Genomic DNA, 19,113 nt, shown 5'->3' with positions numbered 1-19,113 from the left:
GTACGACCCGAACCGGTACCAGCCACCGACGCAGCCGTACCCGGGGCAGCAGCACAACCCGGGGCAGCAGCACAACCCGGGGCAGCAGCCGAGCCCCTATTACGACCCGCACGCCTATGACCCCCGCACGTTCGATCCGCAGGCCTATCAGCAGTCGCCACCGTCACCGCCCGCCGACGACCGGGCATCCGCGCGACCGGCGACGGGGGAGAACGTGCGCGAGCGCGATCTGTCCGCGCCCGACGATCGATCCGGGGACACCCCGTCCGGAAACAGCCCCACTGGAGATGCCCCCTCCGACGACGAGTCACGTCGATGAGCGGCGGTGACGTCGTCGTCCCCACGATGGCGGTGTGGGCCGCGAGGCTGTGGTTGGCCTCGGCGGTGTTGTTCGGGGTCTCGGCGGTGTGGTTCCTGTGGATCGGGATCGGCAGTGCGAGCGCGTTCGGCATCGGCCTGGGCGTCATCAGCATCGCGATCGCCGCGGCGGTCTACATCCTGGGCCGCCGAGCCGCGACGCCCGACGCACGCTGGCGGTCGACGGTGTCGGTGCTGACCCTGGTGGTCACCATGGCCGGAATGCTGGTCGCGGTTCTGTTCTTCGATCCGTTCCTGCTGGTCAGCGGGTTGGTGGGGCTCGTCGGATCGATGATGGCGTACCGGCCCGCGGCCGAGAAGTGGTTCAGCGGGGGTGCGATCGGTGGCTGATCGGCGCGACCCCGGTCGTGAGAAGGACTCCGACACGGGATCCGACGAGGACGCCGGCGCGGTGCTGTTCCGTGAGAACGGCGGCAGCTGGTGGGTGGTGTCGATCGGGCCGCTGCTCATCGCGGCGGTCGTCGCGGTCGAGGCGACCGGCCCGGGTCAGATCCACTGGCCGGTGCTGTCGATCTTCTTCGTGGTGCTCACCGGCTTCGCGCTCATCCAGGTCTACGCGGCGCGCCAACACGTCAGCGTGTGCCTCACCGAGACCACGCTGAGGCAGGGCGTGAAGACGATCCCGCTCACCGACATCGAGAAGATCCACCCCGAGAACAACGCCCCCGATCCGAAGGATTGGGAAAGCGCCTCGGCCCTCGGTGAGCTGTCGGGTGTGCCGCGTCGGCGCACCGGCATCGGCCTCACCCTCACCTCGGGGAAGTTGACCCAGGCCTGGGCCCGCGATCACCGACGTCTTCGTCAGGAACTGACCGAGGCGCTCCTCGCGGTGCAGATGGGCCTCGGCCCACGAAGCGGCTCGAAGCCCGACCCCACGCCGGACCTCGACGACTCGGACGAGACGTCGTGAACGGCCGACGACATCTGGTCGCCGGGGTGGCGGTGGTCGTCGCGCTGGTGTTCGTGGCGCTGGCGGTGTGGCTGGCACTCACCTCGGTCACCACGGCCGACTACCCACCGCTGACGATCGACGACCGCACGGTGGGTGGCCCGTATTCGTTGACGACCTACAGCGGCAACCGGATCGGCGGCGCGACGGCGTGCGTCCTCGCCGCCGTCATCGCCACCTACGTCGCGGTCACCCGGGTGCTCCCGCGCCGCCACGGCGACACGGGAGCAGGGGTTCTCAGCCCTCCATCGCCACGGTGAGCAACGCCTCGGGAACGCCGAAGGCGTCGACGAGGGTCTGTGCGTGCGGCCGGAGTTCCTTGCACAGTTCGTTCACGCCGCGCCGGATCGCCTTGGCGCGCTCCACCGACACGTGGCGGTGCATGAGGAACCAGTCGAGATCGTCCTCCAGCGCGGAGTAGACGAACAGGTCGCAGACGGTGCCGAGCAGGTCGGCGGCGGCCTTGCTGTCGCAGTTCTCGATGCCCTCGATGAACGCCTCGAGAACCACGCGCTCCATGTGGGCGTGGCCCACCTTCAGCAGGTGGTCCTGCGCGTTGTTGAACACCGCGAACGCGTCGGCGTCCTCAGCCGTCGCGCGGCGCAGGCGATTGGCGCAGGTACGCAGCAGATGGTCCTCGCGATTGCGGAACAGGCGGACCTGCGTGGCGCGATTCGACAGCTCGGACTCCTCGGGGTCCTCGCCGGAGGAGTCGAGCAGGGTCTGCACCACCTGGCGCGCGGCGGACTTCTCCAGGATGACGTCACGGGCCATGTCGGCGATGAAGCGTGCCCAGCCGACGGTGTTCAGTCCGCGGACGTCTTCGGCGTATGCCGAGAGCAGTTCCTTCGCGACGAGCTGGGTGAGCACGGTGTTGTCGCCCTCGAACGTGGTGAACACGTCGATGTCGCCGCGCATGATCGACAGCTGGTTCTCGTCGAGATAGCCGTTGCCGCCGCAGGCCTCGCGGCACACGTTGATCGCGTGCGAGGCGTGCCAGGTCGTCATCGCCTTGAGTCCGGCGGCCGCGCTCTCGAGTTCCCGCTGGCGGCCGGCCATCGAGTCGTCACCCTCGGTGTCCTCGGGTTTGGCCGTCTGGACCTCGTGCAGTTCCTCCACGACCTCGTTCTGCGCGAAGGCGAGGGCATAGGACTTGGCGATGAGCGGCAACAACTTCCGCTGATGCGCCAGGTAGTCCATGATCACGATCTCGCTGTCGGAGTCGGGTGCCTCGAACTGACGGCGCTCGAGTCCGTAGTGCGTGGCGATGGCCAGCGCCTTGCGGCCGGCGGCACCGGCGGTCGCCGCCACCGACACGCGACCACGGATCAGCGTGCCCAGCATGGTGAAGAAGCGGCGGTTCGGGTTGTCGATGGGGGAGTGGTAGCTGCCGTCGTCATCGACGTCGGCGTACTTGTTGAGGAGGTTCTCGCGCGGGATGCGGACGTGGTCGAAGCTCAGGCGTCCGTTGTCGACACCGGCGAGGCCACCCTTCGGGCCGTCGTCGCCGATCGTCACACCCGGCATCGGCTCGTGGTTGTCGTCGCGGATCGGTACGACGAAGCAGTGCACGCCATGGTCTTCGGGCTCCTGCCCCGGACCCGCGGTCACCAGTTGCGCGAACACCGTGGCCAGGGTGGCGTGCTGCGCGGCGCCGCCGATGTAGTCCTTCGTGGCCGAGGGCGTGGTCGAGTGCACGACGAACTCGTCGGTCTCGCGGTCGTAGGTCGCGACGGTCTCCAGCGCCTGGACGTTGGATCCGTGACCCTTCTCGGTCATCGCGAAGCAGCCGAGGAGGTCGAGGTCGATGAGCGGCTTCACGTACTTGTCGTGGTGGCGCTGCGTGCCGAGGTTCTCGATCGCCCCGCCGAACAGCCCCCACTGGACACCGGCCTTCACCATCAGCGAGAGATCGGCGTAGCCGAGCATCTCGATCGCGGTGATCGACGCGCCCACGTCGCCCGTGCCGCCGTGTTCGGTGCGGAACCCGGCGGCGGCGAAATCGAGCTTGCCGAGTTCGCGGATGTGCTCGAACGTCCGGTCCCGCGACTCCTGCATCGTCAGGGTCGGGTCGGGAAGGAGATCGACGCGGTCCATGTTGCGCCGCGCGTACTGACGCGTCTCACGCCAGCGGCCGTCGAGGGTGTAGCGCAGGTTGTCGACCAGGAGTTCACGATCGACGGTGTCGTCGGCGCCGGTCTCACTCAGGTCCGGGGTGACTTCTTCGGGTACTGCCGCATCGGTGACTGACATATACCCACGTTACGCAGAGCCGGACCGGGCTCGACGGAAATGATGATCACAGTTGACATCCGGAATACGGCGGTGGTCGGCGTGTCGGATAACGGAACGGTAACTGCGGATGGGTGGACGTTCGCGCCGAGGGTCCGAACATACTGTGCGGGTGAAGGACTGGGAAGAAAATCTGCTCGACAAGATCTGGCACTCGCGGGCGTCGAGTGCTAAATTCGGTGCTGCACAGTGATGGAGGGCTCGTCACCGGGGCGGGCCATGGCGACACAGGAGGTGGGTTGCTGTGCTTCGATTTGATCCTTTCACCGAGATGGACGCACTCGCCCGCGGTCTGCTCAGCGGCCAGCCGACGGGATCGACGCGGACCCCGCGATTCATGCCGATGGATCTCTGCAAGGTGGACGACCATTTCTTGCTGACCGCGGATCTGCCGGGTGTCGACCCGGGATCGGTCGAGGTCAGTGTGGACAACGGGACACTCACCCTCGCCGCGCAACGCACCGCGCGGTCGGACGATGCGGTGCAGTGGTTGGCGAACGAGCGGTTCTCCGGCACCTATCGACGCCAGCTGAGCCTGGGCGACAACATCGACGCCGCCGGTATCGAGGCCTCCTACGAGAACGGGGTCCTCAGCGTGACGATCCCGGTGGCCGAACGCGCCAAGCCCCGCACGATCGAAGTGCGCCAGAAGGATTCGCCGCGGTCGATCGAGGCCGAATCCACCAGCTGACCCAGAGCCCGATTCCGACAACGGCACCCGTGGGCCCGCGGCTCACGGGTGCCGTCGACTCGGTTGCTGGCAGGTGATGCAGTGGATGCCACCGCCGCGGTCGAACAGCGGGCGGGCGTCGACGGTCACCACCTCGCGTCCGGGGTAGACGTCGGCGAGGATCTCGGCGGCGGGCGCGTCGGACGGGTCGTCGAAGGCGCAGGCGATCACGCCACCGTTGACCACGAGGTGGTTGATGTAGCTGTGGTCGACGAAACCGCCTGCGTCGGTGAGGTTGTGCGGAGCGGGCACCCGGATGATCTCCAGAGGCGAACCCGCGGCGTCGGTGGCAGCCGTGAGCACGCCGATGATCTCGGCGGTCACCGCGTGGTCGGGATGGGTCGGGTCGGTCTGGTCGTGCACCAGTACCGTGCCCGGTGTCGGGAAGGCCGCGACGATGTCGACATGTCCACGGGTGCCGAAGGTGTCGTTGTCGCGGGTCAGCCCGCGCGGCAGCCAGATCGCGGTGGTGGTGCCGATGGTGCGGGCGAGTTCGGCCTCGACCTGCTCACGAGACCAGGTGCTGTTGCGGCCCTCGCCCCGTTGCACGGTCTCGGTGAGCAGCACGGTCCCCGCGCCGTCGACCTGAATACCGCCGCCCTCGTTGATCATCGGCGAGTCGACGAGTTCCGCGCCGGAGAGTTCGGCGATGATCGTGGCGATGTGCTGATCGTTGTCCCACGTCGCCCAGTCGGCGGCGCCCCAGCCGTTGAACACCCAGTCGACCGCGCCGAGCGCCCCGTTCTCGTCGAGCACGAAGGTGGGGCCGATGTCGCGGGCCCAGGCGTCGTCCAGCGGTGCCTCGACGAGGGTGATCTCGCTCGACAGGTGGCGTCGCGCGTGGCTGATCTCGCCGGGATCGACGATCACCGTCACCGGTTCGAAGTCGGCGACCGCGTGCGCGACCGCTGCCCATGTCGCCCGTGCCTCTTCGTGTTCGGTCTCGGTGTCGCCGAGGGAATACCCCGCCACCGGGTAGGCCATCCAGACACGTTCCTGCACCGCGGTTTCCGCGGGCATCCGCCAGTTCCTGCCGCCGGTGGTCACGGTGTCACCGGTGCCGTCAGCGATGCGTAGGTGTCGGGTCGACGTGTCGCGAGGAACGGGAACAGCGAGAGCCAGTCGCGCCGCTGGTCCAGTTCGAGATCGGCGACCAAGGTCACCGATTCGTCTCTCGGAGCCTGAACGAGGATGCGGCCGAACGGATCACAGATGAACGACGACCCGTAGAACGTGATCACGCCTTCGTTGCCGTGACGGTTCGGCACCACCATGAAGGTCGCGTTGGCGATCGCGTTGCCCACGATCACCTGCTGCCACAGGGGGCGGGTGTCGAAATCGGGGAAGTCGGGCTCGGAACCGATCGCCGTCGGATAGACGAGGATCTCGGCCCCGGCCAGTGAATAGCTGCGCGTCACCTCGGCGAACCATTCGTCCCAACACGTCGGCAGTCCGATCGCCGCGTCGAGTCCCTCGGGGCGGTGCACCGGGTAGGGGTCATCAGCCGGGCCGCCACGGAAGTACGTGTCCTCGTAATAGCCAGGGCTGATCGGGATGTGCAGTTTGTGGGTGTGCGCGACGATCTCGCCCGCCGGCGAGACCAGGATCGCCGTGTTGAGCCCGAGTCCGTCGTCTGTCGAGCCGGTCGGGGCGGGGGACCGCTGGTACATCGAGGCGTGGACGAAGAGGTCGTGGGTGCGCGCCATCTCGGCGGCGAACGTGGCCGTGGGTCCGGTGTGCAGGTCCTCGGCGTCGGCGCCCGGGTCGGTGCCTGCGCGTTCGAAGGCGGGATAGCGCCGCAGGGTCAGCTCGGGAAGGAACACCGCGCGGGCACCCTCGCGCGCCGCGGCGGCGATCCCCTCGGCGAGCTCGGCCCGAAGGTCGTCGGGGTCGGCGTGCCACTGATGCTGCACCAGCGCGACGCGCAACGGATCGCGCGTCGGGGCCTCGTACCGGCACGGCGGCGCGGGCACCGCGGGGGCGACGATCGTGCGCATCAGGTCTCCTCGTCTTTAAACGAATGGTGTTCGTTTAAAGATAACGCCGGGCCTGCAGGCCCGCAAGAGACAGTGCACCCCGGCTCTCGCCGGGGTGCACTGTCGTGGGGTCAAATCTCGCTTTGTACTACTTTTGGTACCCGATGTCCTGGACCCGCCCGATGTAGAACAGGCCGGCACCGTAGTTGGCGAGTTTCTCCTTGGTGGCCACGATGGTGGGCCCGTTGTCGAGCGCGAGATTGGAGTACTGAGCCAGCAACGTGCGCTCGAGGGTGTTTCCTGCGGCGATCTGAGCCGCCGGATCGGCGATCTCGCCGACGGCCCGAATCTGCTTGTCCAACTCGGGGGTTCCCGCGCCGGCCTGGTTCAGCTGAGAACCCGAGCACCAGAATTGGCAGAAGTACGCGTATCCGAACGGGTCGCTCGAACTCACCCCGGAGAGGAAGAAGTCGAACTTCTTGTTCGTCACGACGTCGGAGAATTCACTCGATGACTTCTGCTGGATCTGCAGGTCTACGCCGACGGATTTCTCCATGGCCTGGATGGCCCGTGCAAGGTTAAGGATCGTCGGATCGTCACCGGTGAGCGGGAAGCTCAGGGACAGCTTTTGTCCGTTCTTGGTTCGGATGCCGTCGCCGCCCGTCACCCATCCGGCGGCGTCGAGTTCACTCTTGGCCGCGTTGGTGTCGAAGTCGATGACTCCCTTGACGTTGTCTGCGTAGCCCTTCTGGAAGGGGTAGAGCCCGAACGATCCTGGCAAGGTCTCGCTGTACCCAAGGCCTTGGAAGAGAACGTCGGCGACGACCTTTCGGTCGATGGCCTTGAGGATGGCGCTGCGTACCTTGACGTCGCGCAACGGCGGCGAGGCCAAGTTGAGGGTCGCGAGGTCTTGCGACGGCGTCGCGGACTTGCGGATCTGCGTGCCGCCGACCCCCTGGACCTGGGCGAGCCTGTCCTTGGTCCGCGCCGACACCGCGTCGATCTGACCGTTCTTGAAGGCGTTGATCGACGCCTGGCTGTCCATCTGCAGGAACACCCGCTGATCGAGCTTGCCGGTGTCACCCCACCACTTCGGGTTCCTCTCGAAGATGACTGTGCCCGATGTCTTGTCGAACGCCTTCAACGCGTATGGCCCGGCGCCCAGTTCGGGGTGCGGGGAGTTGATGTAGCCGGTGTTGTAGAACGTCGGGTTGGCGGCCTTCGGGTGCAGGATGATGTTGAACAGGCTGTCGGGCCAGGCGTAGGTGCCGCGGAAGGTGACGATGGCCTGCTTGGAGTTCGTCCCCTGCACCACCGACGCGATCTGGGAGTAGCCGTCGGTGCTCGACGCCGCATACGCAGGGTCACTGCCGTTGTTCGTTTTCCAGGTCGCCTCGAAGGCGGTCCAGTCAATGGGCGTGCCGTCGTTGAACGTCGCCTTCGGGTTGATCGTGTAGGTCACCACGGTGTTGCCGCCGACCTCGGCTTTCGAGTACCCCGTGAGGTAATCCGGGTCGGCCGACGCGGTGCCGTCGGGGCTGAAGGTGAACAGGGACGGGTTGCTCCACCGCCAGAGTGTGGTCGTGTAGAGCGTGCCGTCGGCCTGGAACGGGTTGAACTGGGGGGACACCTCGGGCAGAGCCGTGGTGAGCTTCCCTCCGTCGGCGATGTTGTCGCGCGGTTGGGCATTGATCTGCGCGGCCGTTTTCGACAGCGAGTCGTTGGTGTCCGACGAACTCGAGCCCGACGACCCGCCACAACCGGCGAGTGTCAGCGTGGCGACGACCGAGATCGCGCCGACGGCGAACATTTGGCGTTTCATGGGTGATCCTTTCGAGGGATGGTCACGAGCTGGCGGGCATCAGGAACGGACGGGGACGACCGTGTCCGCGAAGTGGCAGGCGTGCTGGTGGGCGGACCCTGCGTCGACCGACCGCAGCACCGGAACCTCACTGATGCAGGTCTTCTGGTCGCGTTCGGGCAGTGTGGGCCGCAGGGGACACCGGTTGTGGAACGAGCAACCCCCGGGCCGTGCACTCGGGCTGGGGAGTTCTCCGGTCAGCACCACCCGCTCGCGTGTGCGCTCGAGCGCAGGGTCCGGGATGGGGATCGCCGAGAGCAGCGCCCGCGTGTACGGATGGGTGGGTCGATCGAAGATGTCGGCGACGGTGCCGATCTCGACGAACTTCCCCAGATACATCACCGCTACGCGATCGGAGAGATGCCGCACCACCGACAGGTCGTGCGCGACGAACAGGTAGGCCACGCCGATCTCGCGCTTGAGTCGGTCGAGGAGATTGATGATCGAGGCCTGGATCGACACGTCGAGTGCCGACACCGGCTCGTCGAGCACCACGAGTGTGGGATTGACCGCGAGTGCACGTGCTATCCCGATGCGCTGGCGCTGCCCGCCGGAGAACGCGGCCGGGAAGCGTGCGGCGTGGGCGGGGTCGAGACCCACGAGGCGCATCAGCTCCGACACCCGGGCGTCGAGGTCCGACGTCGCGTCCCGGTAGGCCCGCAGCGGCTCGGCGATGATGTCGCGCACCGTCATCCGGGGGTTCAGTGATCCCATGGGGTCCTGGAACACGATCTGGACGGCCTTGCGTGCCGTCCGCAGCGCGCGACGCGACAGCGTCGAGAAGTCAGTGCCACCGATCTCGACGGTCCCGGTGGTGCCCGGCTCGGCCCGCAGGATCTCGAGCAACGTGGTCGTCTTGCCCGAACCCGATTCACCGACGATCGCCATCGTCTCGCCCCGGTGGACGTCGAAGTCGAGACCGTCGACGGCGTAGACCGATCCGATCCGACGGCGCAACAGTCCGGTGAGGATGGGGAATTCGCGGGTCAGCCCGCGCACACTCAACACGACATCGCGTGCCGCATCCGACACCTCGGCATCGGAGATCTTCTCACCGGGTGTGTCCGCGGCGAAGATCGCGGACCCGTCGATGAGGCCGGCGCCGGAGATCTCGGCGGATCGGTGGCATGCGGCGAGATGGTCGGTGCCGATCTCGACGAGCGCTGGTTCGGTGGTGGTGCAGGCAGTCTCGACGGCCGGGCACCGCGGTGCGAAGGGGCAGGCATCGGCGACGTCGATCAGTACCGGAGGCTGGCCGGGGATCGGTACCAACGGCCCCGTCTGATCGCGGTCGATGCGCGGGATCGATGCGAGTAGACCTGCGGTGTAAGGCATCCGAGGCCCGGCGTACAGGTCTGTCGCGCTCGCCCGTTCGACGACCCGACCCGCGTACATCACCGCCACATCGTCGGCCGTCCCGGCGACCAGACCCAGGTCGTGGGTGATCAGCAGCAACGCGGCACCGGTCTCGCGTCGGATGGTCGCGAGCAGGTCGATGACCTGTGCCTGGATGGTGACGTCGAGCGCAGTGGTCGGCTCGTCGGCGATGATGAGTTTCGGGTCGTTCGCGATGGCGATCGCGATGACCACGCGTTGGCGCATCCCGCCGGACAACTCATGGGGGAACGACGTCATCCGGCGCGCAGGGTCGGGGATCCCCACCAACTCCAGCAGCTCGGCGGCGCGGATGCGGGCCTGCGCTTTCGGTGTCGACGAGTGCGCGCGCAGCGCCTCGACGATCTGATCGCCGATCGTGTAGACGGGCGTGAGCGCGGTCAGCGGATCCTGGAAGATCATCGACATCTCGGACCCGCGGATGGTCGACATCGCGCGGTCGTCGAGACCGGCGAGTTCGGTGCCGGCGAAGCGGATCGAACCGGTGACCTCCGCGGTGTCGGGGAGCAGCCCCATGACCGCCAGAGACGTCACCGACTTGCCCGACCCGGACTCGCCGACGATCGCGGTGCAGCGACCGGCGGAGATGGTCAGATCCAGTCCGCGCACCGCGTCGAGGACCCCGGACTCGGTGGGGAACGACACTCGTAGATCGGTGAGCGAGAGAATCGGATCGCCGGCGGTCATGCGTGCGCTGCCTTCTCGCGACGGAGGGTGCGGGCGCGCCGTTTCCGTCGCCCGCCCGCCGATCCCGGGTCAAATGCGTCGCGCAGGCCGTCACCGATGAGCGACAACGACATGGTGAGCAGTGTGAGCACCGCAGCGGGATACCAGAACAGCCATGGTGACGAGGTGATCGTGGACTGGCCGTCGGAGATGAGTGACCCCAGCGTCACGTCCGGGATCTTCACGCCGAATCCGAGGAACGACAGCGACGTCTCGGTGAGCACCACGGTGACCACACCGAGAACCGTCGAGACGATGATGAGCGACGACATGTTCGGGATGATGTGGCGCAACGAGATCCGGAGCGGACCGAGCCCCAGGAACTTTCCGGCGCGCACGTAGTCCATCTCGCTCACCGACTGCGCCAGAGACCATGTGACGCGGGCCTGAAAGGGCCATCCGAAGATGATGAGCACCACGATCAGTGCCTTCCAGTCCCCGCCGTACCGGTTCGCGACGAGCGCGATGATCAGCAGCGACGGCACCACGAGCAGGAAATGGATGGACTGCAACGTGATCCGCTCGACCCAACCGCCGGTGTACGCGGCGACAGTACCGATGACGGTGGCGATGATCGTGGTCCCGAACGCGACGGCGAATGCGATCACCAGGGAGCGTTGCAGGCCGTGGACCAAGGAGGCGTAGAGGTCGACTCCCGCGTCGTTGGTGCCCAGCAGATGCTCGCCACCGGGAGACACGCCGAGGGCGGCGAAGTCCGGCGTCTTGTAGTCATAGGAGGTGAACAGCGATCCCAGCAGAGCGAACGCGATCAGCGCGACCAGGATGGTCAGTCCGACGATCGCCGTCCCGTTCCGCGCGAATCGGCGGGTGATCACCGCGCCCCGGCCGGAGCTCCGGTCGGTACCCGCCCCCTCGATGGCCAGGGCAGTGGTCTCCACGCCGACCGGGTTTCCCACGGCAGGAACGGCATTGGCCAGCGAGCCGCTGGTGCTCGGAGATGTGTTGTCGGGAAGTGTCATGAGGTTTTCCGAGTCATCAGTTCAGCCGAATCCTGGGATCGAGGTAGACGAGGAGGAAGTCCGACAGGATGGCGCCCACAGCAGTGAGGGCGGCGCCGAAGGCCGCGGTGGCGACCACACCGTAGACATCGTTCTTGGCGATGGTGTCGACGAAGTACTTGCCCATACCGTTCCAGGCGAAGATCGATTCGGTGAGCACCGCGCCGGTGAACGCGGCAGGCACGGCGAACGCGACGCTGGTCGCCACCGGGATGAGAGATGTTCGGAGTGCGTGCCGACGGACGGCGACCCCGCGGGTGAGGCCCTTCGCGCGCGCAAGCCGCACGTAATCGCTGTTCAGGGTGTCGAGGAGCAAGCTGCGCTGCAAGATCTGCGTTCCCGCATATCCGGTGATGATCAGAACCAACGACGGCAGGATCAGATGTTGAACCTTGTCGATCGCCACCGACCAGAAGCCGGTCACGCCGACGCCGGACGATCCCGTCACGAAGAAGATGGTGGAGCCGGCCGACTCGTTGATCGAGATCGCCAGGATGACCAGTGCCAGAGCGACGACCGGGACGGGGACCACCAGGGCGAACGACGAGGTGACCTGGAGCAGTCGGTCAGAGAGGCGGTACTGGCGGACTGCGGCGTAGACCCCGAGGCCGACCCCGATGATGGTCATCAGCAGTGTCGCGCCGATGACCAGCTGGAAGCTGGTCCAAGCACGAAACCCGATCTGGCCGTTCACCGAATCGCCCACCGGCGACTGTCCCCAGTCCCAGTGCACCACGATGCCCGAGATCCAGTGGTACCACCGCTCGAAGATCGACACCTTGTCGTTCAGGTTGTACCGATCGAGCGTCGAATCGACGACAGCCTCGGGCAGCGGCGGACGTCGCGCGAGATAGTTCGATCGCGGCTCGAGGAGCGCGCTGGCGAGGAAGAAGACCAGATTGGTGGCCACGATGATCAGCGCGACCCAGCCCAGGATCTTGCGCAGCAGATAGCCGATCAACGTCTGTGAGGCCCTTCGGGTCATGGCATTCGCGATGCGTGCGGTTGCTCAGATAACTATGCACCCAAAGGTGTTTCTTGTGTGTTTCGCGAACGATTTTGCTGCGTTCACTTTCACGCCGACTGCACGAAACCTGAATCAGTCGTTCATTTGAACGAATCAGTCGACGGCCGGGTCTGCTCCCCGGCCGCCGACTGTGACGCAGCTATTCTCTGAGGTCTGGGCTTCAGGCCTCGGGGATGTCGCGTCCGAATGCCTCGAGGGTGACGGCGTCGGGTTCCGGTCCGCCGCGGACACCGGTGTCGAGAGCATCGATGGCCGCGAGTTCGTCTGGGGTCAGCGTGAAGTCGAAGACGTCGAGGTTCTCGTCGATCCGGGTCGGGGTGACCGACTTGGGGATCACCTGCCGTCCCTGGTCGATGTGCCAGCGCAGCATGATCTGTGCCGGGCTCTTGGAGTACGTGGCGGCGATGTCGCCGATCACCGGATCGTCGAGCGTGCTGGTGTGTTCACCGTCGCGATAGAAGGTGATGCCGCCGATGGGTGACCAGGCCTGCGTGACGATCCCGTGCGCCCTCCCGAAGTCCTGGACGGCGGATTGCTGGAAGTAGGGGTGCACCTCGATCTGGTTCACCGCGGGCACGACGGTCGCGACATCCAGGAGCTGCTCGAGGTGGGACACCATGAAGTTGCTGACGCCGATCGCACGCACCTTCCCCTCTGCCAACAGGGTTTCCAGTGCTCGGTACGCCTCCAGCGTGCGCTCGAACTCCGACGGCAGCGCCTGGTGCAGGATGAGCAGGTCGAGTTGCTCGAGGCCGAGCTTGCCGGCGCTCTTGTCGAATGCGTGCAGTGTCTCCTCGTAACCGAAGTCGCTGATCCAGACCTTGGTCTCGACGAACACGTCACCGCGTTCCAGGTCCGAAGCGCGCAGGGCCTCGCCGACCTCGCGCTCGTTCGCATACGCTGCCGCGGTGTCGATGTGGCGATAGCCGGCCGACAGTGCATGCGCAACAGCCGTTCTGGTGTCTTCCGGACTCGACTGGAACACGCCCAGTCCCAGAGCTGGGATCTCGACCCCGTTGTTGAGTTCGATGGTGGTCATGTCGTCCTTTCCATGGGTGCGTTCGCCGACCGGCGAACGATGTGCGTTGCGCGCCGGTCAGGCGTGTCGCTCGCTGGGGATGTGTTCCTGGCTGGCGGCCCACGACGCCAGCAGTCGGATGGCGTCGGCGGTCGGAGTGCCCACCGCCGCCGTGTAGATGTTGAGCTGCAGTCCCGGCTCAGACGGCAGCTCCATGGCCTCGAAATCCAGATCGAGTTGCCCGACCACCGGATGGTTCAGTCGTTTACGGCCGCTGCGGTGGAACCGGACGTCCTGCGACGCCCAGTGTCTGCGGAACAGCTCACTCTGGGTGGACAACTCACCCACCAGCTCGATGAGCGCCTTGTCGTGCGGGTTCTTGCCGGCCTCGAGTCGGAGCATCGCCGCGGCATCGCGGGTGATCTGGTCGTAGTCGACGAAGAAGTCTCGCGCGGCCTCGGGGTGCAGGTACACGAACCGGGTGGTGTTCGCCGGCCGTCGGGGGTCGGCCAACACCGGCGAGTACAACGCCCGCGCGAGGTCGTTCATGGCCAGGATGTCGTGACGGCCGTTGCGAATCCACGCGGGTGCGTCGGTGACGGCGTCGAGGACCTGCTGCAGCACCGGACGCACGGTCGTCGAGGGTGCACGTCTGCGCCGGGTCGGACCGGCCGGTGCGCGGTGGGCGAGCGCGAACAGATGATCACGTTCGGCGTCGTCGAGTCTCAAAGCACTTGCGAGGGAGTCGAGAACCCCGTCCGACGCGCCGGACAGAGAGCCTCGCTCCATGCGGATGTAGTAGTCGACCGACACGCCCGCGAGCATGGCGACCTCCTCGCGTCGCAGTCCTTTCACCCGACGATTGCCGCCATAGGCGGGCAGCCCGGCCTCTTCCGGGGTGACCCGGGCGCGACGCGAGCTGAGGAACTCTCGAATCTCGATACGCAGATCGTCGGTGCTCATGACTCGACTGTAAGAGCGTCCGCGCGCCGCGGGGAGGGTCTGTCAGTACCTGGATTGACAGTGACTCCCGCGCAGGTGAGCGACGGGGTCGACTGTGTGCATGCCCCACTCCGTGCCCACCGACTCCGCCCACCTCCCGACATGACCACCACGACGTACTCGCCACCCCCGGCGACCATCGCGAGACCTGCCGCCATCCTCGCAATCGTCCTGATCAGCTACTTCATGGTCCTGCTCGACAACTCGGTCATCTTCACCGGCCTACCGAGCATCAGAGCGGGACTGGACCTGTCACCGACAGCACTGTCGTGGGTGCAGGACGCCTACACCCTGGTGTTCGGTGGCCTGCTGCTCCTCGCCGCGCGGGTCGGCGACATCGTCGGACGACGTCGTCTCTTCGTCGTCGGGCTGGCCGTCTTCGGGTCGGCGTCGCTGCTCATCGGGTTGGCGCCGTCGGGATCGTGGATGATCGCCGGTCGCGCGGTGCAGGGAATCGGTGCCGCGATCGTCGCCCCGACGTCGTTGGCACTGATCACCACCTACTTCGACGGCGCGGCGCGCAAGCGTGCCGTGGCCTGGTATGCCGCCGCGGCGGGGATCGGCGCGAGCGCGGGACTCCTCATCGGTGGCGCATTGACGGAGTGGATCTCGTGGCGCGCGGCGTTCCTGGTCAACGTCCCGATCGCCATCGCGATGATCGTCGCAGCGCGGACCGTGCTGACCGAATCGCCGCGTCAGCGCGGACAGTTCGACGTCGTCGGCGCGCTCGCTGCGACCCTCGGTGTGGGCGCGGTCGTCTTCGGGATCATCGAATCCGGTGAGTCAGGCTGGGGCAGCGGCAAAGTCATCACCTCACTCGTCGTCGGGGTCGTCGTCCTCATCGGCCTCGTGATGAACGAGTCCCGTGTCGCAGCGCCGATCATGCCGCTGCGACTGTTCGCGAGCCGTGTCCGCAGTGGCGCCTACGCGACGCGGTTGCTGTACCTGGGCGCGATGATCGGTTTCTTCTACTTCACGACCCAGTACATGCAGGACGGCCTCGGCTTCACCCCGTTCCAGGCAGGCCTCGGGTTCTTGCCGATGACGCTCGTCAACTTCGCTGTGGCCATGGCAGTCCCGAGAATGAACGCACGCATCTCCGATTCCGCTCTCCTGGTGATCGGCACGGTGGGGACACTGGTCGGGATGGTGTGGCTCAGCACGATATCCGTCGGTGACAGCTATCTCACGGCAGTCGCGTTGCCGATGCTCCTGATCGGCGCCGGCCAGGGTTTCGTGTTCGCGCCGCTGACCAACGCCGGGATCGCCGACGTCTCGTCGGCGTCTCGTCGGCGGACGCCGGTGCCGCGTCCGGTCTGCTCAACACCGCCCACCAACTCGGCATGGCCCTGGGCCTCGGCGTGCTCGTCGCCATCTCCGCGAACGCCGGGGTCGGCAGCAGCGGCGCCGCCGCGGCCACCGAGCGTGCCGCAACCGCACTGACGGGCGGCAGCGTGATTCTCGCCTTCGCCGTGATCGTGGTCCTCGTCGTCATCGTCCCCGCCGAGCGGGTGCGGACCCGCGCCGACGCGAACGCGGTTCCGCGATGAACCTTCCGGACGAACACAGGGGGAGCCCGCTGATGTCACGACGCGTCGCCATGCGTGGCGCGGTGGTCGTCGCGGCCACCGCTCTTGCCGGGGCGACCGCCGGTTGTTCGGGTCCATCGGAATCCGCGCCGGCAACCAGCACGGTGCGTCCGGGAGGGCAACCGCGCGTGTTGCTGGCCTACTTCTCCCGCCCCGGTGAGAACTATTCCTACGGGGGTCGCACCGTGCTCGACGTCGGCAACACCGAGGTGCTCGCAGGAATGATCAGCCAACGCCTGCGATGCACCGTGCACCGGATCGAGCCGTCGACGCCCTACCCGTTCGACTACGAGGAGACCGTCGAGCAGAACAGGCGTGAGCAGCAAGACGGGGTGCGTCCCGCGCTGTCCGATCCGCTGACCTCACTCGACGGATACGACGCCGTCATCCTCGCCTCCCCGGTGTGGAACAGCTCGGCGCCGATGATCATGCGCACGTTCACCGAGGCCCTGGACTTCACCGGGAAGACGATCCACCCGGTCACGACGCACGCGGTGAGTGGACTCAGCGGCGTGCCCGCCGTCTACCGACAATCCTGTCCCGGAGCGGAGATGGGAGACGGCCTGGCGGTTCAGGGTGAAGAGGTGCGCGACAGCGCACCGGCCGTGGAGAGATGGCTGCGCACCAGCGGCCTGCAGTGACCACGGCTCACACATCCGCGGAACGACCACCACAACGACAGGAGATCGACCATGAAGCTCATCCCGGCGACGCCGTCCACCAAGGGACCGTCCGAGATGTTCACCGGCGACGTCTACTTCGACGTCATCGCGGCGGGTGAACCGCCCTCGCAGCTGCGCGTCAACGCGGTGCACTTCGCGCCGTGCGCCCGCACCGCCTGGCACTGCCACGCCAACGGCCAGACCCTGCACGTCACCGAAGGCGTCGGCCTGGTGCAGTCCCGTGGCGGCGAGGTCATCGAGATGCATCCCGGCGACACCGTGTACACCCCACCCGGTGAGTGGCACTGGCACGGAGCGACCCCGGACCGCTTCATGACCCATCTCGCGATGTGGGAGAGCCTCGCCGAAGGCCAGGACGGTCCCGAGACCACCTGGGGTGATCCCGTCACCGACGACGAGTACCCCGGAACGAAAGGAGAACGGGCATGACCGAACCCAGCCCGGCACAACAACTCATCGGCGACTTCTCACCCAAGATGGTCGCGCTCACCGACGACCTCGTCTTCGGTGACATCTGGGAACGTCCGGAGCTCAACAAACGCGACCGTAGTCTGGTGACTGTCACCGCTCTCATCAGTGGTGGGCACACGGAGCAACTGCCGGGACACATCCAGCGGGCGCTCGACAACGGGGTCACGCGCGAAGAAATCGTCGAGACCATCACCCACCTGGCGTTCTACGCCGGCTGGCCGCGTGCAATGTCGGCGATCACGGTCGCCAAGAAGGTGTTTGGAGAAGACGCATGAAGGCGACACTGATCTACGGCAAGGGCGACATCCGCATCGAGAACGTCCCCGACCCGGAGCTGAAGGATCCCACCGACGCCGTGGTGCGCGTCGTCCGCTCGTGCATCTGCGGCAGCGATCTCTGGCCCTACGGGTCGAAAGAGGCGTCCGACGAGGGCGCCCGCATCGGGCACGAGTTCCTCGGCGTCATCGAGGACATCGGGTCGGAGGTCGACGGACTGGCGAAGGGCGACCTGGTCGTCGCCCCGTTCGTCTGGGCCGACAACACGTGCGACTTCTGTGCCGAGGGGCTGCAGACCTCGTGTCGCCACGGCGGGGGCTGGGGCATGAACGGCGTCGACGGCGGTCAGGGCGAGGCGGTTCGCGTCCCGCAGGCCCAGGGCACGCTGGTGAAACTCCCTGTCGGTGAGGACTCGGCGCTGCTGCCGTCGCTGCTGACGCTGTCGGATGTGTTCTCCACCGGCCACCACTGCGCGGTCACCGCGGGTGTCTCCGAGGGTGACACGGTCACCGTGATCGGTGACGGCGCGGTCGGCCTGTCGGCGGTCCTCGCCGCCAAGCGGCTCGGTGCCGAGCAGATCATCCTGATGGGGCGGCACACCGCGCGCACCGACCTCGGCCGTGAGTTCGGCGCCACCGATGTCGTCGCCGAACGGGGCGACGAGGGCATCGAGAAGGTCCGCGAACTCACCGGCGGCGACGGCACCCGCAAGGTGCTCGAATGCGTCGGGCACGAGGCCGCGATGGACATGGCGCTCGGCGCGGTCCGCTCCGGTGGCACGGTCAGCCGCGTCGGTGTCCCGCAGTACGACAAGGTGACGGCAGGCAGCCAGTTCTTCATGAACAACATCACGCTCACCGGCGGTGTCGCACCGGCGCGCGCCTACATCGAGGAGCTCATGCCCGATGTGCTCGACGGAAAGGTCGAGCCCGGCAAGGTCTTCGACGTGAGCATGGGACTCGACGACGTCCCGACCGGCTACCAGCAGATGGCCGACCGTGAGGCACTCAAGGTCATCGTCACGCCCTGACCTCCGATCTCACCTCCTGCGCCGTGTCCGGGACGCGCACACAGCGGCATAAGCTGGCGTCGTGCCCCGCCCGAGTCGCCCCCTGCTGTCGGTGGACCTCATCGTCGACACCGCGCTGCGCGCAGTCGACACCGCGGGCGACTTCACGATGCCGGGCATCGCCGCGGCGTTGAAGGTGCGACCGTCGTCGCTGTACAACCACGTCGGTGGGCGCGGCGAGATCGTGGAACTCCTTCGCGAGCGGGCGATGTCCGCGGTGTTGGTGGAGCCGTCGGCCGAGGTCGAGTGGACCTCCACCGTCGCGGCGATCGCCCGGTCGTACCGTGACGCCTACGCGGCGCACCCCCGCCTGATCCCGTTGCTGACCGCGCACACGGTCCGTTCCCACACCGCGGTGGCGATGTACGAATCCCTGGCCCACGCGTTCCGCCGTGGCGGCATGACGTCGCAGCAGGCGCTCGATGCCATCACCACCCTCGACGCCTTTGTCCTGGGGTCGGCACTGGATCTGGCTGCACCGCAGGAGGTCTGGTCGATCGAGGCGACCACCGACCGCGACTTCGCGGAGGTGCTCGCACACGCGAACACACCCGATCGGGCCGACCGCGCCTTCGACGCCGGTCTCGGCGTGCTCATCGCGGGATGGTCGCAGCTCGCCGCGGGCAGTTGACCACCGGCCGCGACCCGGATC

Annotated in this window: 19 protein-coding genes and 1 pseudogene; 11 read left to right on the top strand and 9 right to left on the bottom strand. The window is 67.0% G+C overall.

Annotated elements, in window-relative coordinates:
* From TU34_RS24115 to TU34_RS16325, 4 genes and pseudogenes are all read left to right on the top strand, one after another.
* A pseudogene (locus TU34_RS24115) lies at positions 1-319 on the top strand (hypothetical protein); the annotation flags it as partial.
* Positions 316-708 carry a hypothetical protein gene (locus tag TU34_RS16335; protein ID WP_052688984.1) on the top strand — a complete coding sequence of 131 codons (393 nt, stop codon included), beginning with the start codon at positions 316-318 and terminating at the stop codon, positions 706-708. The pseudogene TU34_RS24115 and the gene TU34_RS16335, both read left to right, overlap by 4 nt.
* Entirely contained in the window at positions 701-1,288 is a 588-nt protein-coding gene (locus tag TU34_RS16330; RefSeq protein ID WP_045823970.1) for a hypothetical protein, read from the top strand. The genes TU34_RS16335 and TU34_RS16330 overlap by 8 nt, the downstream gene beginning before the upstream one ends.
* Complete coding sequence (locus TU34_RS16325; RefSeq protein WP_045823939.1) at positions 1,285-1,587, top strand: hypothetical protein; 303 nt, start codon at positions 1,285-1,287, stop codon at positions 1,585-1,587. The genes TU34_RS16330 and TU34_RS16325 overlap by 4 nt, the downstream gene beginning before the upstream one ends.
* Here TU34_RS16325 and TU34_RS16320 read toward each other — a convergent pair.
* On the bottom strand, positions 1,565-3,580 hold the full coding sequence (locus TU34_RS16320) for an acyl-CoA dehydrogenase family protein (protein WP_045823938.1): 2,016 nt from the start codon (positions 3,578-3,580) through the stop codon (positions 1,565-1,567). The two genes, TU34_RS16325 and TU34_RS16320, sit on opposite strands and share 23 nt — an antisense overlap.
* 283 nt (positions 3,581-3,863) lie before the next feature.
* On the opposite strand from TU34_RS16320, the gene TU34_RS16315 reads away from it, so the two are divergent.
* Positions 3,864-4,310 (top strand): Hsp20/alpha crystallin family protein, encoded by a 447-nt coding sequence (locus tag TU34_RS16315; RefSeq protein WP_045823937.1) that lies wholly within the window; start codon positions 3,864-3,866, stop codon positions 4,308-4,310.
* Positions 4,311-4,352: 42 nt separating this feature from the next.
* Here the strand turns inward: TU34_RS16315 and TU34_RS16310 are convergent, their stop codons facing one another.
* From TU34_RS16310 to TU34_RS16275, 8 genes are all read right to left on the bottom strand, one after another.
* Positions 4,353-5,369 (bottom strand): agmatine deiminase family protein, encoded by a 1,017-nt coding sequence (locus TU34_RS16310; RefSeq protein ID WP_045823969.1) that lies wholly within the window; start codon positions 5,367-5,369, stop codon positions 4,353-4,355.
* Positions 5,370-5,392: 23 nt separating this feature from the next.
* Positions 5,393-6,346 (bottom strand): nitrilase-related carbon-nitrogen hydrolase, encoded by a 954-nt coding sequence (locus TU34_RS16305; protein ID WP_045823936.1) that lies wholly within the window; start codon positions 6,344-6,346, stop codon positions 5,393-5,395.
* Between the two features lie 127 nt (positions 6,347-6,473).
* Complete coding sequence (locus tag TU34_RS16300) at positions 6,474-8,147, bottom strand: ABC transporter family substrate-binding protein (protein WP_045823935.1); 1,674 nt, start codon at positions 8,145-8,147, stop codon at positions 6,474-6,476.
* A gap of 39 nt (positions 8,148-8,186) precedes the next feature.
* Positions 8,187-10,268, bottom strand: a complete 2,082-nt coding sequence (locus tag TU34_RS16295; RefSeq protein ID WP_045823934.1) for an ABC transporter ATP-binding protein — start codon at positions 10,266-10,268, stop codon at positions 8,187-8,189.
* Positions 10,265-11,224: an ABC transporter permease gene (locus tag TU34_RS16290; RefSeq protein WP_238981349.1), complete on the bottom strand. Its 960-nt coding sequence runs from the start codon at positions 11,222-11,224 to the stop codon at positions 10,265-10,267. The genes TU34_RS16295 and TU34_RS16290 overlap by 4 nt, the downstream gene beginning before the upstream one ends.
* A 79-nt stretch (positions 11,225-11,303) precedes the next feature.
* Positions 11,304-12,287 carry an ABC transporter permease gene (locus TU34_RS16285; RefSeq protein ID WP_045823933.1) on the bottom strand — a complete coding sequence of 328 codons (984 nt, stop codon included), beginning with the start codon at positions 12,285-12,287 and terminating at the stop codon, positions 11,304-11,306.
* 226 nt (positions 12,288-12,513) lie between these two features.
* Entirely contained in the window at positions 12,514-13,392 is an 879-nt protein-coding gene (locus tag TU34_RS16280) for an aldo/keto reductase (protein ID WP_045823932.1), read from the bottom strand.
* Between the two features lie 57 nt (positions 13,393-13,449).
* Complete coding sequence (locus TU34_RS16275; RefSeq protein WP_045823931.1) at positions 13,450-14,334, bottom strand: helix-turn-helix transcriptional regulator; 885 nt, start codon at positions 14,332-14,334, stop codon at positions 13,450-13,452.
* A 141-nt stretch (positions 14,335-14,475) separates the two neighbouring features.
* Between TU34_RS16275 and TU34_RS16270 the strand changes: the two genes are divergently transcribed.
* From TU34_RS16270 to TU34_RS16245, 6 genes are all read left to right on the top strand, one after another.
* Positions 14,476-15,816, top strand: coding sequence for an MFS transporter (locus TU34_RS16270; RefSeq protein WP_238981348.1), 1,341 nt, complete (start codon positions 14,476-14,478; stop codon positions 15,814-15,816).
* A 139-nt stretch (positions 15,817-15,955) separates the two neighbouring features.
* Positions 15,956-16,603: a flavodoxin gene (locus tag TU34_RS16265; RefSeq protein WP_150116571.1), complete on the top strand. Its 648-nt coding sequence runs from the start codon at positions 15,956-15,958 to the stop codon at positions 16,601-16,603.
* A 51-nt stretch (positions 16,604-16,654) separates the two neighbouring features.
* A complete protein-coding gene (locus tag TU34_RS16260; RefSeq protein ID WP_045823930.1) occupies positions 16,655-17,074 on the top strand; it encodes a (R)-mandelonitrile lyase in 420 nt (139 codons plus the stop codon).
* Entirely contained in the window at positions 17,071-17,391 is a 321-nt protein-coding gene (locus TU34_RS16255) for a carboxymuconolactone decarboxylase family protein (protein WP_045823929.1), read from the top strand. Before TU34_RS16260 ends, TU34_RS16255 begins: the two co-directional genes overlap by 4 nt.
* Positions 17,388-18,422 (top strand): zinc-dependent alcohol dehydrogenase family protein, encoded by a 1,035-nt coding sequence (locus tag TU34_RS16250; RefSeq protein WP_045823928.1) that lies wholly within the window; start codon positions 17,388-17,390, stop codon positions 18,420-18,422. Before TU34_RS16255 ends, TU34_RS16250 begins: the two co-directional genes overlap by 4 nt.
* Before the next feature lie 61 nt (positions 18,423-18,483).
* Complete coding sequence (locus TU34_RS16245; protein WP_045823927.1) at positions 18,484-19,092, top strand: TetR/AcrR family transcriptional regulator C-terminal domain-containing protein; 609 nt, start codon at positions 18,484-18,486, stop codon at positions 19,090-19,092.
* Positions 19,093-19,113: the final 21 nt, after the last annotated feature.

It is taken from the genome of Williamsia herbipolensis (genome assembly GCF_000964005.1).
In the GTDB taxonomy this organism is placed as follows: Bacteria; Actinomycetota; Actinomycetes; order Mycobacteriales; family Mycobacteriaceae; genus Williamsia_A; species Williamsia_A herbipolensis.
This window is presented reverse-complemented; position numbering and strand designations above follow the sequence as displayed.

Bases quoted from the DNA above. Each gene is read 5' to 3' on its own strand.
- TU34_RS16280 (WP_045823932.1), bottom strand. From the start codon at position 13,392: ATGACCACCATCGAACTCAACAACGGGGTCGAGATCCCAGCTCTGGGA.
- TU34_RS16295 (WP_045823934.1), bottom strand. From the start codon at position 10,268: ATGACCGCCGGCGATCCGATTCTCTCGCTCACCGATCTACGAGTGTCG.
- TU34_RS16260 (WP_045823930.1), top strand. From the start codon at position 16,655: ATGAAGCTCATCCCGGCGACGCCGTCCACCAAGGGACCGTCCGAGATG.
- TU34_RS16310 (WP_045823969.1), bottom strand. From the start codon at position 5,369: ATGCCCGCGGAAACCGCGGTGCAGGAACGTGTCTGGATGGCCTACCCG.
- TU34_RS16300 (WP_045823935.1), bottom strand. From the start codon at position 8,147: ATGAAACGCCAAATGTTCGCCGTCGGCGCGATCTCGGTCGTCGCCACG.
- TU34_RS16255 (WP_045823929.1), top strand. From the start codon at position 17,071: ATGACCGAACCCAGCCCGGCACAACAACTCATCGGCGACTTCTCACCC.
- TU34_RS16275 (WP_045823931.1), bottom strand. From the start codon at position 14,334: ATGAGCACCGACGATCTGCGTATCGAGATTCGAGAGTTCCTCAGCTCG.
- TU34_RS16305 (WP_045823936.1), bottom strand. From the start codon at position 6,346: ATGCGCACGATCGTCGCCCCCGCGGTGCCCGCGCCGCCGTGCCGGTAC.
- TU34_RS16335 (WP_052688984.1), top strand. From the start codon at position 316: ATGAGCGGCGGTGACGTCGTCGTCCCCACGATGGCGGTGTGGGCCGCG.
- TU34_RS16320 (WP_045823938.1), bottom strand. From the start codon at position 3,580: ATGTCAGTCACCGATGCGGCAGTACCCGAAGAAGTCACCCCGGACCTG.
- TU34_RS16250 (WP_045823928.1), top strand. From the start codon at position 17,388: ATGAAGGCGACACTGATCTACGGCAAGGGCGACATCCGCATCGAGAAC.
- TU34_RS16270 (WP_238981348.1), top strand. From the start codon at position 14,476: ATGACCACCACGACGTACTCGCCACCCCCGGCGACCATCGCGAGACCT.
- TU34_RS16265 (WP_150116571.1), top strand. From the start codon at position 15,956: ATGTCACGACGCGTCGCCATGCGTGGCGCGGTGGTCGTCGCGGCCACC.